Source organism: Aquincola tertiaricarbonis (assembly GCF_000969605.1).
Classification (GTDB): Bacteria; Pseudomonadota; Gammaproteobacteria; order Burkholderiales; family Burkholderiaceae_C; genus Aquincola; species Aquincola tertiaricarbonis.
Window position 1 is genome coordinate 71,362 of record NZ_JZUE01000008.1, and the last position, 12,741, is coordinate 84,102.

Here is a 12,741-nt window from a genome sequence, read left to right on the forward strand (position 1 = left end):
ACCGAGCCGTGCACTGCGTTCCCGAGGCGGCAAGGCGCGGGAATCTGCGGTACGCAACGGTTAGGCAGCGCATGGCGCATAGACGATCCCGAATGGCAACGTATTCCGTCAAGGAAATCTTCTACACCCTCCAAGGCGAAGGCCTGCGCGCCGGCCGGCCAGCGGTGTTCTGCCGCTTTGCCGGCTGCAACCTGTGGACAGGCCGCGAGCAGGACCGTGCGTCCGCCGTGTGCCGCTTCTGCGATACCGACTTCGTGGGCACCGACGGCACCCTGGGCGGCAAGTTTGCGCAGGCGGCCGAGCTGGCGGCGCTCATCGCCGCGCAATGGCCCGCCGGCCGCGGCCACCGTTATGTGGTGCTCACCGGCGGTGAGCCGCTGCTGCAGGTGGATGCCGCGCTGATCGACGCGCTGCACGCGCAGCAGTTCGAGATCGCCGTGGAGACCAACGGCACGCTGCCGGCGCCGGCAGGCATCGACTGGATCTGCGTCAGCCCCAAGGCCGGGGCGGCGTGGGTGCAGCGCAGTGGACATGAGCTCAAGCTGGTGTTTCCGCAGCCCACGCTGATGCCCGCGGACGTCGAGGCACCCGGCTTCCAGCACCTGCTGCTGCAGCCGATGGACGGCCCGGACCGCCAGGCCAACACCCGTGCGGCCACCGCGCATTGCCAGTCTGATCCGCGCTGGCGGCTTTCGCTGCAGACCCACAAGATCCTGGACATCCGCTGATGACGAGCGCCGACGTGCGCTGCGAGCTCTCGCAGCGCTTCTTCTTCGAAGCCGCGCACACCCTGCGCCGCACGCTGGAAACCGAGGGCAGCCGGCGCATCCACGGCCACACCTACCAGGCCGAGGTGACGGTGGCCGGCGTGCCCGACGCTGCCACCGGCATGGTGATGGACCTGGCGCTGCTGCGCGCCGAGATCGCCCGCGTGCGCGCGCTGCTGGACCATCACTTCCTGGACGAGGTGCCCGACCTGGGCCCCGCCACGCTGGAAAACCTGTGCGCCTACCTGCGCCGCCAGCTGCTGCCCACGGTGCCGGGCCTGTGCGCGGTGATGATCGAGCGCCAGGCCAGCGGGGACCGCTGCGTCCTGCGCTGGTAATCCGCGCCGCGGGAACGTGCGTTGCCACGGTGAAGGACCACCGCCTCGCACAGCAACGCCCGCCAGGAGACCCCGATGAACGCCCGCCCGGCTCCCGCCGCCGCCCGTCGCCAGCACCGCATGCCGTTCCGGCGCCTGGTACGGCTGCTGCCCGCCGTGCTGCCGGCCCTGCTGGCCGCCTGCGCCACCGGCTACAGCCCGGGGAGCCTGAAGCCCGGCGACTCCATCGACACCGCAGTGCGCCTGATGGGCCAGCCCACCGGCGAATACCCGCGTGCCGACGGCAGCCGGCGGCTGGAATTCGCCCGTGGCCCGTATGGCAAGCACACCTACATGCTGGACTTCGATGCGCAGGGCCGGCTGCTGCAGAGCAGCCAGGTGCTCACCGAAACCACTTTCGCCAGCGTGCAGGCGGGCATGACGGCCGACCAGGTGCGCCAGACGCTGGGCCGCCCGGCGCGGGTGTGGGGCGTGCGTTATCACAACCAGACGGTGTGGAGCTACCGCTACGACACGCCGTTCTGCCAGCTGTTCCACGTCGGCATCACGCCCTCCGGCGTGGTGGAGGACACCAGTTTCGGTCCTGATCCGGCCTGCGACGTGGACGACCGGCGCTTTCCGTTGATGCGCTGACGGCAGCCGTCAACCCGCGCCTGGGCTGGCCGGCGCGGCGTGGCCCAGCAATGCACTGACGGCCCGGGCCTCCTCCCGCACCGCCCGCGCTGCCGCGCCGTCCGCCGACGCATCGAAGGCGCCGGTAGGCCCCAGCACCGTCAAAGCTGCGCATACCCGGCTGCCATGGTCGAACACCGGGGCGCTGACGGCGCTGATGCCACGCAGGTTGGTGTCCTTCACCGTGGCGCAGCCGGCGGCCAGCACCGCGTCCGCCAGTCGGCCGATGGCATCGCCCTGGCCCAGCGGCCCGCGCAGTTCGGCGGGCGCTTCGGCCAGTTCCTGCTCGGCCATGGTGCGCAGGCGCGCCTCGTCGCGTTGCCAGGCCAGGAACACCCGCCCGGTGGCCGACCACAGCAGCGGCAGTACCGAACCCACCCGCGCATTGACGGAGATGGGCAGCCATGGCTCCTCGAAGCGCACGATGGTCGGCCCCTTGTTGCCCATCACCGCCACGAAGCAGGTGAGGGACAGCGCCTCGCGCAGCCGCGCGAGCGACGGCTCGGCGGCGCGGATCGGCTCGGCCTGCCGCATGGCGGCCAACCCCAGCGCAATGGCTTCCGCGCCCAGCACGTACTGCTGGGAGCCGGCCGCCTGGGTGACGAACCCTTCCTCGACCAGGCTGGCCAGGTAGCGGTGCACCTTGGCCGGACTTTCGCCCACATGCGCGGCCAGCACGCTGAGGCTGGCGCGGCCCCCCAGCCGGCCCAGGCCCTTGAGCACCGACAGGCCGGTCTCGGCCGCCTGCACCCGCTGGCGGCGCTCACGCGAGCGGGGGACTTCGGCGGCGGACAGGGTGGCGGCAACAGGGGGCAGGGCGGTCATGCGGCAAGGGTATGCCCGCTGCAGTCATTACGCAATGCGTATAAAACTTACGCTATGCATGACGACGGCCGCTGCGCCGGGGAGATTCGCTTGAACCATCTGCTGTTGGGCGGCCGCACGCGCCGCACCGTGATCACCGTCGGTCTGGCTGCCCTGGTGGCGGCGCCGGGCGCCTGGGCGCAGGCGGCTGCCTATCCCGCCAAGCCGCCGCGCTGGCTGGTGCCCTATGCCGCCGGCGGCGGGTCCGACTTCCTGGCTCGCACGGTGGCGCAATCGCTGTCGGCCAGGACGGGCCAGCAGGTGATCGTGGAAAACAAGCCGGGCGGCAACACTGCCATCGCCGCCGCGGAAACCGCCCGCGGCACGGCGGACGGCTACACGCTGCTGTCGGCCGACAACGGCACGCTGGTGTTCAACCAGGCGCTGTACAAGAGCCTGACCTACAACGTGAAGGACCTGGCGCCGGTCACGCTGATGGGCCGCTTCCCGATGATCCTGGTCACCGGCCCGGCCTCGACCGCGGCCAATGCCAAGGACTTCATCGCGCAGGCCAAGGCCAAGCCCGGTGGCATCAACTACGCCTCGGCCGGCGCCGGCAGCCCTCACCACCTGGCGATGGAGCTGTTGAAGAGCGAGGCCGGCCTGTTCATGGTGCACGTGCCCTACCGTGGCGCCGCGCCTGCGCTGGCCGAGGTGGCCGGCGGCCAGGTGCCCGCGATGATGGTGGACCTGGCGGCCGGCTCGGCCTTCATCAAGAGCGGCAAGGTGAAGGCACTGGCCGTGGCCAATGCCACGCGGCTGCCCCAGCTGCCCGAGGTGCCCACGTTCGCCGAGCTGGGCATGAAGAACGTGGAAGCCGCGGCCCTGGTGGGCGTGGTGGTGGCGGCCGGCACGCCGCCCGACACCATCGCCGCGCTCAACCGACATCTGGTGGCGGCCATCAACGATCCGGCGGTGAACAAGCGCATGGTGGAGTTCGGCGTGGAGCCGGTGGGCAGCAGCGCCACGCAGTACGCCGACCTGCTGGCCAGCGAGACCACGCGCTGGCACAAGCTGATCCGCGACCTGAAGATCACCCTCGACTGACCGCTGGAAGGAGCCGCCCGATGTCCACCCCCGGTGCCTGCCCTGTGGCCCACGACCTGGCCCCCAACGGCTGCCCGGTGAGCGCCGGCGCGGCCGCCTTCGACCCCTTCGGCGACGGCTACCAGCAGGACCCGCCCGAGTACCTGCGCTGGGCGCGTGAGCAGGAGCCGATCTTCTACAGCCCGCAGCTGGGCTACTGGGTGGTGACGCGGTACGACGCCATCAAGGCGATCTTTCGCGACAACCTGACCTTCAGCCCCTCCATCGCGCTGGAGAAGATCACGCCCACCGGCCCCGAGGCCAATGCGGTGCTGGCCAGCTACGGCTATGCGATGAACCGCACGCTGGTCAACGAGGACGAGCCGGCCCACATGCCGCGCCGCCGCGTGCTGATGGAGCCGTTCACGCCCGAGGCGCTGAAACATCATGAGCCGATGGTGCGGCAGCTGACGCGGGAGTACGTCAGCCGCTTCATCGACCACGGCCGCGCCGACCTGGTCGACGAGATGCTGTGGGAGGTGCCGCTGACCGTGGCGCTGCACTTCCTGGGCGTGCCCGAGGAAGACATGGACACGCTGCGCCAGTACTCCATCGCGCACACGGTCAATACCTGGGGCCGGCCGAAGCCGCAGGAGCAGGTGTCCGTCGCCCATGCGGTGGGCAACTTCTGGCAGTTCGCGGGGAAGGTGCTCGACAAGATGCGCCAGGACCCCGATGCGCCCGGCTGGATGCAGTACGGCCTGCGCCAGCAGAAACTGCACCCCGAGGTGGTGACCGACTCCTACCTGCACTCGATGATGATGGCCGGCATCGTCGCCGCCCACGAGACCACGGCCAACGCCACCGCCAATGCGATGAAGCTGCTGCTGCAGCACCCCGACGCCTGGCGCGAGCTGTGCGAAGACCCGTCGCTCATCCCGAATGCGGTGGAAGAGTGCCTGCGCCACAACGGCTCGGTGGCGGCCTGGCGCCGGCTGGTCACGCAGGAGGCGGTGGTGGAAGGCGTGACGCTGCCGGCCGGCGCCAAACTGCTGATCGTCACCTCGTCGGCGAACCACGATCCACGGCACTTCGGCGATGCCGACCTGTTCGACATCCGGCGCGACAACGCCAGCGACCACCTCACCTTCGGCTACGGCGCCCACCAGTGCATGGGCAAGAACCTGGCGCGGATGGAGATGCAGGTGTTCCTGGAGGAATTCACCCGCCGGCTGCCGCACATGCGTCTGGCCGAGCAGCAGTTCAGCTACGTACCCAACACCTCCTTCCGCGGCCCGGAGCACCTGTGGGTGGAATGGGACCCGGCGCTCAACCCCGAGCGGCGCGATCCGCAGGTGCTGGCCGCGCAGGCGCCGGTGCGCATCGGCGAGCCCTCGGCCCATGCCATCACGCGGCCGCTGGTGGTGCAGGCGGTCACGCCGGTGGCGCAGGGCGTCGTGCAGCTGACGCTGGCGGCGGCCGACGGCAAGCCGCTGCCGCGCTGGTCGGCCGGCGCGCACATCGACGTGAGCTGCGGCGAAACTGGCCTGTCGCGCCAGTATTCGCTGTGCGGCGACCCGGCCGATGCCGGGCGCTGGCAGATCGCGGTCTTGCGCGAGCCGGCCAGCCGCGGCGGCTCGGCATGGGTGCACGGCCAGGTCAAGCCGGGCGACAGGCTGCAGGTGCGCGGCCCGCGCAGCCACTTCCGGCTGGATGAAAGCGCGCGGCGGGTGGTGTTCGTGGCCGGCGGCATCGGCATCACGCCGATCAGCGCGATGGCGCGGCGCGCGCAGGCCCTGGGCATCGACTACCAGCTGCACTACTGCGGCCGCAGCCGCGCTGGCATGGCTTACGTGGCCGAGCTGCAGGCGCTGCACGGCCCGCGGCTGCAGCTGTACATCGGCGACGAGGGCCGCCGACTGGACGTGCAGGCCCTGCTGGCCACGCCGGAACCTGACGTGCAGGTGTATGCCTGCGGGCCGCAGCGGCTGCTGGATGCGCTGGAAGCCGCCTCTTCCGCCTGGCCGGACGACACGCTGCGGGTGGAGCACTTCAGCTCCACGCTGGGTGTGCTCGATCCCGCCAAGGAACACGGCTTCGAGGTGGCGCTGAAGGACTCCGGCCTGGTGATCCCGGTGCGGCCCGACCAGACCCTGCTGCAGGCCCTGCGCGCGGCCAACGTGGACGTGCAGAGCGACTGCGAGGAAGGCCTGTGCGGCTCCTGCGAGGTGCGGGTGCTGGAAGGCGCGGTGGACCACCGCGACGTGGTGCTCACCCGCGCCGAGCGCGAGGCCAACACCCGCATGATGGCCTGCTGCTCCCGCGCCTGCGGCGAGCGGCTGACGCTGGCCTTGTAGCCCTTATTGCGGCGCTGCGAGCCAGTGCACGCTGAAGTGGTTCTTCGGATCGGTCCACACCGGCCCGGGCGCGAAGCCGGCCTGCCGGGCCAGGCGGCGGAAGCCTTCCACGGTGAACTTCTGCGAGTTTTCGGTGTGCAGCGTCTGGCCTTCCTGCACGGTGAAGGCTTCCCCGCCCAGCTGCACCGTCTGCGTGCGGCGGCTCAGCAGGTGCATCTCGATGCGCTGCAGCCGCGGCTCGAAGAAGGCGTAGTGCGCGAACTGCGTGGTGTCGAAGTTGGTGCCCAGCTCGCGGTTGGCGCGCACCAGCAGGTTCAGGTTGAAGGCGGCGGTGACGCCGGCCGCGTCGTTGTAGGCGGCATGCAGCAGGGCCGGGTCCTTCACCAGGTCGGCACCGATCAGCAGGCCGCCGCCGCGCAGCAGCTCGGCCGCCTGCCGCAGGAAGGTCACCGCCTCGTCGGGCGAGAAGTTGCCGATCGACGAGCCGGGAAAGAAGCCCACGCGGCGGGCGCGGCTGCCGTCGGGCAGGGCGGGCAGCTGGATGGGCCGGGTGAAGTCGGCGGCCAGCGGGTGCACGTCCAGCCCCGGGTGGTCGCGGCGCAGCGCGGCGGCCGCACCCTGCAGGTGGTCCGCCGAGATGTCGATGGGCACGAAGCGCCGCGGCTGCTGCAGCGCCGACAGCAGCAGCCGCACCTTGGTGGCGGAGCCGGCGCCGAACTCGATCAGGTCCGCCTCGGGGCCGATCAGCGAGGCCATCTCCTGTGCATGCCGGTCCAGCAGCGCCAGCTCGGTGCGGGTGGGGTAGTACTCGGGCAGCTCGCAGATGCGGTCGAACAGCGCGGAGCCCGCGGCGTCGTAGAAGAACTTGGGCGATATGCGGTGCGGCGTCTCGGCCAGCGCCAGCCGCATCGCGCGGCCGAACTCGGTGGCGGGCGCGGCGGCATCGGGGCGGGGCGCGGTGCCGCTGCGCGGCAGAAGTTCGGAATAGGCCATCGTTGCGGTCTCCTTCAGCGGATGTCGCGGGCCAGGCGCAACCCGCTGAATTGCCAGCGCGCGGCCGGCGGAAAGAAGTTGCGGTAGCTCAGCCGGGCATGGCCGGGCGGCGTGGCGCAGCTGGCGCCGCGCAGCACCACCTGGCCCACCATGAACTTGCCGTTGTATTCAGCGGCGGCACCGGGCAGCGGCTGGAAGCCGGGGTAGGGGTCGTAGGCCGAGCGCGTCCATTCCCACACCTCGTGCAGGCCGTGCGGGCGGTCGGTGCCGTCGGCCGCGGCCGCGGCACGGGGGTGCGGATGCAGCGTGGCTTCCGCGCGCTGCAGCATCACGCCGCTGCGGCGCATGGCGGTTTCCCATTCGAACTCGGTCGGCAGGCGGGCGCCGGCCCAGGCGGCATAGGCCGCGGCCTCGTACAGGCTGAGGTGGCACACCGGCTCGTCCAGCTGCAGCGGCTGGGTGCCGAACAGCGTGAACAGCTTTGGAACGGCCTCGTCCAGTGCACTCCAGCCCCAGGGTGCCTGCCAGCCCCCGGCCTGCACCGTGGCCCAGCCTTCGGAGAGCCACCACTGCGGATCGCGGTAGCCGCCATCGCGCACGAAGGCAAGGAACTCGCCGCAGCTGACCGGCCGGCTGGCCAGCTCGAAAGGGTGCAGCAGCACCTCGTGGCGCGGCGTCTCGTTGTCGAAGGAAAAGCCTTCGCGGGCATCGTGGCCCACGCTGGCGATGCCACCTTCGAACGGCAGCCACCGCAGCGGCGCGGCCGCCGCGGGCGCGGTGGCGGCGGTGGGTGCGGGCAGGTAGGCGGGCTGCAGCGGGTTCTGCGACAGCAGGTGCTTGACGTCGGTCAGCAGCAGCTCCTGGTGCTGCTGCTCATGGTGCAGGCCCAGCTCCACGGCCTGCCGCAGCGCCGCGTCGGCCTGCGGCAGGAAGGCCAGCACCGCTTCGTCCACCGCGGCGCGGTATCGCAGCACCTCGGCCTGCGCCGGCCGCGTGAGCAGCCCGCGCTGTGGCCGCGGATGGCGCGGGCCCAGCGATTCGTAGTACGAGTTGAAGAGAAAGCCGAAGCGCTCGTCGAAGGGCCGGTAGCCGGGCTGGCCGGCCTGCAGCACCAGCGTCTCGAAGAACCAGGTGGTGTGCGCCAGATGCCACTTCACCGGGCTGGCATCGGGCATGGACTGCACGCACTGGTCTTCGGGCGAGAGGGGTTCGGCCAGGGCCAGCGAATGGCGCCGGACCTCGGCAAAGCGGCGGGCGAGATCGCCGGCCGCCGGGATGGCGGCTTGCTGTTCGTTCTCGGCTGGCAAAAGCGTCTCCCCGGGCGTGGCGTGTGAACTGGAGCGGCACTGCGGCAACGTGCGTGCCCGTGTCATGCCGCCTTGGGTGGGTCGAACTTGCCGGCATCGTCACACGTGCGCAGCCGGGCGGCCAGGGCGTCGATGAAGACCCGGGTCTTCGCAGGCATCAGGCGCCGGCCCGGGAACACCGCCCAGGCGCTGGTGCGCGGCAGCTGCCAGTCGGGCAGCACCCGCACCAGCGCGCCGCGGCGCAGCGCGTCCTCGGCCATGAAATCGCCCACCGCGACGATGCCGGCGCCTTCGCAGGCCAGTCGCATCAGCAGGTCGGGCAGGTTGGCCACGGTACGGCGCGGCGGCACGCCCGTCCAATGCTGCTCGGTGCCGTCGGGCGCGGTGCGGCGCAGCTCCCAGGGCAGCGGCTCGCCGGAGCGGGTCAGCAGCATCAGCGCATCCAGCGACTGCAGCACCTCGGGCGTCTGCGGCTCGCCATGCGCATGCAGGTAGGCCGGCGCGGCGTACAGGCCGGTGCTGAAGTCGGCCAGCTGCCGCGCGGCCAGCTGGCTGTCGTCGGGCGCCAGCCCCATGCGGATGGCCAGGTCGAAGCTCTCGCCGATCAGGTCCACCCGCCGGGGCGACAGGTCCAGCTGCAGCGTGATCTCCCGGTGGCGCTGGATGAACTGGCCCAGCATGTCCGCGATGACGACGTTGGCGAAGTCCGCCGGCATCGACACCCGCAGCGTGCCGCTGGGCATGGCCTGGCGGTGCAGCGCCAGCGCCAGCGTGCCGTCTACCTCCTCGGCGATGGCGCGGGCATGGTCCAGCACGCCCTGGCCGAACTCGGTGATCACCAGCTTGCGCGTCGTGCGCTGCAGCAGCCGCTCGCCCAGCCGGCGTTCCAGCGCGGCGATGCGCCGGGAGACGGTGGACTTGGGCAGCCGCAGGCGATCGGCCGCGCGGCTGAAGCTGCCGCCTTCCATCACCCGCGCAAACAGCAGCAGGTCGTCGGCATGCAGGCTGGGCGACAGGATGTCGGCGGGGATCATTGTTGCGCTCATGGAACGATCTTATCCAGAAGACTGTCTAGTGGTGCTGCGCTTGCGCCAATACATTGACTGCACGGACACACCGACTTCCCCTTTCTCCCAAGGAGCCCCGATCATGAACATCCTGCAAGTCAATTCCAGCGCCCGCCAGAACGGCCACTCCACCCAGCTGGCCCATGAGCTGGCCCAGGCCCTGGTGGCGGCCCAGCCCGGCGCGCAGCTGAAGGTGCGCGACCTGACCACCCAGCCGCATCCCGCGCTGGACGAAGCCACGCTGGGCGCCCTGTTCACCCCGGTGGACCAGCGCACCCCCGAGCAGGCCGCCCGTGTGGCGCTGGACGATGCGCTGATCGCCGAAGTGCAGGCCGCCGACGTGGTGGTGCTGGGCGTGCCGATGTACAACTTCGGCGTCTCGTCGCAGCTGAAGAACTGGATCGACGCCATCGCCCGTGCCAAGGTCACCTTCCAGTACACCGCCAACGGCCCCGAGGGCCTGCTGAAGAACAAGAAGGTCATCGCGGTGCTGACGCGCGGCGGCCTGTACCGCGACCAGCCGCACGACACCCAGGTGCCGTACCTGCGCAACGTGCTGGGCTTCCTGGGCATGACGGACGTGCAGTTCGTCTACGCCGAAGGCATCGCGATGGGCCCCGAGGCCGAAGCCGCCGCCCTGGCCAGCGCCCGCGAGCAGATCGCCGAACTGACCGCCTGACATCCACCACACCCGCCAACCGAAGGAGCCATGAAGTGACCACCGAAACCCTCGTTCTGCAAGACACCGCCGCCGTGGCGCGTCCGCGCACGGTGGAAAGGCTGGTCGCCGGCATGGCCACCAGCGACGGCGCGGGCGTCAAGCTCACCCGCGTGCTCACGCAGCCGCTGCAGCGCCGGCTCGACCCGTACCTGATGCTCGATGCCTTCGGCACCGACAATCCCGACGACTACATCGCCGGCTTTCCGGACCATCCGCACCGCGGCTTCGAGACCGTCACCTACATGATCGCGGGCCGCATGCGCCACCGCGACAGCGCCGGCAACGAAGGCCTGCTGGGCGATGGCGGCGTGCAATGGATGACCGCCGGCCGCGGCGTGGTGCACAGCGAGCTGCCCGAGCAGCAGGACGGCCGCATGGAAGGCTTCCAGCTGTGGCTGAACCTGCCGGCGAAGGACAAGATGCGCGAGCCCTGGTACCGCGACATCCCCAGCGCCGAGATCCCGGAATTCAACGCCGATGGCGTGCGCGCCCGTGTCATCGCCGGCGAGAGCCATGGCGTGCAGGGCGCGGTGCAGCGCGAGGGCAGCCTGCCGCTGTACCTCGACCTGCACCTGGCGCCGGGCGCCCGCTTCGAGCAGCCGCTGCCGGCCGAGCACAACGCCTTCCTGTACGTGTACCGGGGCGGCCTGCAGGTGGGCGAATGCAGCGTGCCGCTGCAGCGCATGGCCATCCTGGCCAATACGCCGGGCAGCGACGGCATCGTGCTGCAGGCCGGCGCCGAGCCCACCCGGGCGCTGCTGATCGCCGGCCGGCCGCTGAACGAGCCCATCGCGCAGTACGGCCCGTTCGTGATGAACAGCAATGACGAGATCTTCCAGGCGGTGGAGGACTTCCGCGCCGGCCGCTTTGCCTGATGCCGCGCCGCCCGCACCCCCGCAGGTGCGGGTGGCAGGCCGGGTGCGTGCACCCGCTTGAGGCGTTGTCCGACAAGGCGTAACAGCAGGCCCGGCGACCATCGCCGCATGGCCCTCCTCTACCGACGTTTGCTGTCCGCCGCCACCTTGAGCGGCGTGTGTTTCCTGCAGGCCTGCGCCGCGCTGCCGCCGATGCCGCCGCGCACCGAGAGCCGGGCGCTGCCCAGCAGCACGCCCAGCGCCCTGGCGCGCCAGGTGGCGGCCGAGCGCGGCGACGAACGTCCCGCGCTGTCCGGCATCCGGCTGCTGGTGGGTGGCGAGGAAGCGCTCGCCGCCCTGCTCATGCTGGTGGACTCGGCCCAGCACACGCTGGACCTGCAGTACTACGCGGTGCTGAACGAGGCCAGCTCGCGCCTGCTGCTGCAGCGCGTGCAGGCCGCGGCCGACCGGGGCGTGCGGGTGCGGCTGCTGATCGACGACTTCAACACCAGCGGCACCGACGATGCGCTGCTGCGGCTGACGCGGCATGCGCGCATCGAGGTGCGGCTGTACAACCCGCTGCCGGCCGGGCGCTTCTCGCTGCCCACGCGGGTGATGGCCTCGCTGCACGACATGGCGCGCATCAACAGCCGCATGCACAACAAGCAGCTGGTGGCCGACAACGCGCTGGCCGTCACCGGCGGCCGCAACCTGGGCGACGCCTACTTCCTGCAGGGCGCCAAGGCGAACTTCGTGGACCTGGACCTGCTGGTGGCCGGCCCGGTGGTGCAGCAGCTCTCGGCCACCTTCGACCGCTACTGGGCCAGCGAACTGGCCTATCCGGCCGATGCCATCATCGCGCCCGATGCCGCGGGCGACGCCCCGCGGCAGCCGCCGGCCAGGCCCACCGAGGCGGCGCCACCGGCGCCACCGGCAGACGACAGCGCCAGCGCACCCGCGCTGCCGCCAGTGGGCGCCGCGCCGCTGGACGCACCTTCGGGCTTGCAGCCGGAAACGCTGGAGCGTCTGCGCAGCCAGGTGGAGGCGATGCGCAAGGGGCCGCTCAAGCTGCAATGGATGCCCGCGCGGCTGTGGGCCGACCGGCCCTCCAAGAGCCAGACGCAGGGCTCGCCGTCGCCCGACGAGATCATGTTCGACGACTTCGCCGGCCTGATGCGCTCGGCCCGGCAGCAGGTGTTCCTGGTGACGCCGTACTTCGTGCCCGGGGAGGCCGGCATGAAGCTCATCACCGAGCTGCGCCAGCGCGGCGTGCGGGTGCGCATCCTCACCGCATCGCTGGCGGGCACCGATGCCCCGGCGGTGCACCTGGGCTACAGCCGCTACCGCGAGGCGCTGCTGGCCCAGGGCGTGGAGCTGTACGAGCTGCGCGCGGAGCCCGGCGGCCCGCAGCCACCCCGCTTCGGCGGCGTGCACTCGCGCACCAACCTGCATGCCAAGGCCATGCTGGTGGACGGCGGCACGGTGGTGGTGGGGTCGATGAACTTCGATCCGCGCTCGGCCAACCTCAACACCGAGATGGGTCTGGTCACGCGCAGCACCGCCTTCGCGGGGCAGGTGGAAGCGCTGCTCACCGGCATCACCCAGCGCGCCGCCTGGCGCGTGACGCTGGAAGGCAGCGGCGGCCTGGTGTGGAACCACACCGACGACAAGGGCCAGCCGCTGCGCTTCACCCATGAGCCGGACACCTCCGTGTGGAAGCGCTGGGGCCTGAAGCTGCTGGGCCCGCTGGCGCCGGAGGAGATGCTGTAGCGCCG

12 protein-coding genes are annotated in these 12,741 nt (G+C 71.2%); 8 read left to right on the plus strand and 4 right to left on the minus strand.

What is annotated here, in order from left to right:
* Positions 1-92 precede the first annotated feature (92 nt).
* The 3 genes from queE to bamE all read left to right on the plus strand — a co-directional run bounded on the left by queE (position 93) and on the right by bamE (position 1,738).
* Positions 93-728, plus strand: a complete 636-nt coding sequence (queE, locus tag VO99_RS11405; protein ID WP_046112990.1) for a 7-carboxy-7-deazaguanine synthase — start codon at positions 93-95, stop codon at positions 726-728.
* The gene (locus tag VO99_RS11410) at positions 728-1,105 is read left to right on the plus strand and encodes a 6-carboxytetrahydropterin synthase (RefSeq protein WP_083440523.1); all 378 of its coding nucleotides are present in this window, start codon (positions 728-730) and stop codon (positions 1,103-1,105) included. The genes queE and VO99_RS11410 overlap by 1 nt, the downstream gene beginning before the upstream one ends.
* A 75-nt stretch (positions 1,106-1,180) precedes the next feature.
* Positions 1,181-1,738: an outer membrane protein assembly factor BamE domain-containing protein gene (gene bamE / locus VO99_RS11415; protein WP_052736270.1), complete on the plus strand. Its 558-nt coding sequence runs from the start codon at positions 1,181-1,183 to the stop codon at positions 1,736-1,738.
* A gap of 9 nt (positions 1,739-1,747) precedes the next feature.
* Here bamE and VO99_RS11420 read toward each other — a convergent pair whose 3' ends face one another.
* On the minus strand, positions 1,748-2,593 hold the full coding sequence (locus VO99_RS11420) for an IclR family transcriptional regulator (protein ID WP_375136390.1): 846 nt from the start codon (positions 2,591-2,593) through the stop codon (positions 1,748-1,750).
* 138 nt (positions 2,594-2,731) lie between these two features.
* Between VO99_RS11420 and VO99_RS11425 the strand changes: the two genes are divergently transcribed.
* A complete protein-coding gene (locus VO99_RS11425; RefSeq protein WP_375136391.1) occupies positions 2,732-3,688 on the plus strand; it encodes a Bug family tripartite tricarboxylate transporter substrate binding protein in 957 nt (318 codons plus the stop codon).
* Positions 3,689-3,708: 20 nt separating this feature from the next.
* Positions 3,709-6,024: a cytochrome P450/oxidoreductase gene (locus VO99_RS11430; protein ID WP_046112992.1), complete on the plus strand. Its 2,316-nt coding sequence runs from the start codon at positions 3,709-3,711 to the stop codon at positions 6,022-6,024.
* 3 nt (positions 6,025-6,027) lie between these two features.
* Here the strand turns inward: VO99_RS11430 and egtD are convergent, their stop codons facing one another.
* Genes egtD through VO99_RS11445 form a run of 3 tightly spaced genes read right to left on the minus strand, consistent with a single transcriptional unit; the run spans position 6,028 to position 9,370 of the window.
* On the minus strand, positions 6,028-7,035 hold the full coding sequence (gene egtD / locus VO99_RS11435; protein WP_375136392.1) for an L-histidine N(alpha)-methyltransferase: 1,008 nt from the start codon (positions 7,033-7,035) through the stop codon (positions 6,028-6,030).
* Positions 7,032-8,390, minus strand: a complete 1,359-nt coding sequence (egtB, locus tag VO99_RS11440; RefSeq protein WP_083440525.1) for an ergothioneine biosynthesis protein EgtB — start codon at positions 8,388-8,390, stop codon at positions 7,032-7,034. Before egtB ends, egtD begins: the two co-directional genes overlap by 4 nt.
* Positions 8,387-9,370: a LysR family transcriptional regulator gene (locus tag VO99_RS11445; protein WP_232315340.1), complete on the minus strand. Its 984-nt coding sequence runs from the start codon at positions 9,368-9,370 to the stop codon at positions 8,387-8,389. The genes egtB and VO99_RS11445 overlap by 4 nt, the downstream gene beginning before the upstream one ends.
* A gap of 103 nt (positions 9,371-9,473) precedes the next feature.
* Here VO99_RS11445 and VO99_RS11450 point away from each other — a divergent pair, with 103 nt between their 5' ends.
* The 3 genes from VO99_RS11450 (at position 9,474) to VO99_RS11460 (ending at position 12,736) form a co-directional block, all read left to right on the plus strand.
* Positions 9,474-10,070, plus strand: coding sequence for an FMN-dependent NADH-azoreductase (locus VO99_RS11450; RefSeq protein WP_046112995.1), 597 nt, complete (start codon positions 9,474-9,476; stop codon positions 10,068-10,070).
* A 113-nt stretch (positions 10,071-10,183) separates the two neighbouring features.
* A complete protein-coding gene (locus VO99_RS11455) occupies positions 10,184-10,987 on the plus strand; it encodes a pirin family protein (protein WP_083440548.1) in 804 nt (267 codons plus the stop codon).
* 108 nt (positions 10,988-11,095) lie between these two features.
* A complete protein-coding gene (locus VO99_RS11460) occupies positions 11,096-12,736 on the plus strand; it encodes a phospholipase D family protein (RefSeq protein ID WP_083440526.1) in 1,641 nt (546 codons plus the stop codon).
* The last annotated feature ends 5 nt before the right edge of the window (positions 12,737-12,741 follow it).

Bases quoted from the DNA above. Each gene is read 5' to 3' on its own strand.
- queE (WP_046112990.1), top strand. From the start codon at position 93: ATGGCAACGTATTCCGTCAAGGAAATCTTCTACACCCTCCAAGGCGAA.
- VO99_RS11410 (WP_083440523.1), top strand. From the start codon at position 728: ATGACGAGCGCCGACGTGCGCTGCGAGCTCTCGCAGCGCTTCTTCTTC.
- bamE (WP_052736270.1), top strand. From the start codon at position 1,181: ATGAACGCCCGCCCGGCTCCCGCCGCCGCCCGTCGCCAGCACCGCATG.
- VO99_RS11430 (WP_046112992.1), top strand. From the start codon at position 3,709: ATGTCCACCCCCGGTGCCTGCCCTGTGGCCCACGACCTGGCCCCCAAC.
- egtB (WP_083440525.1), bottom strand. From the start codon at position 8,390: ATGACACGGGCACGCACGTTGCCGCAGTGCCGCTCCAGTTCACACGCC.
- VO99_RS11445 (WP_232315340.1), bottom strand. From the start codon at position 9,370: ATGAGCGCAACAATGATCCCCGCCGACATCCTGTCGCCCAGCCTGCAT.
- VO99_RS11450 (WP_046112995.1), top strand. From the start codon at position 9,474: ATGAACATCCTGCAAGTCAATTCCAGCGCCCGCCAGAACGGCCACTCC.
- VO99_RS11455 (WP_083440548.1), top strand. From the start codon at position 10,184: ATGGCCACCAGCGACGGCGCGGGCGTCAAGCTCACCCGCGTGCTCACG.
- VO99_RS11460 (WP_083440526.1), top strand. From the start codon at position 11,096: ATGGCCCTCCTCTACCGACGTTTGCTGTCCGCCGCCACCTTGAGCGGC.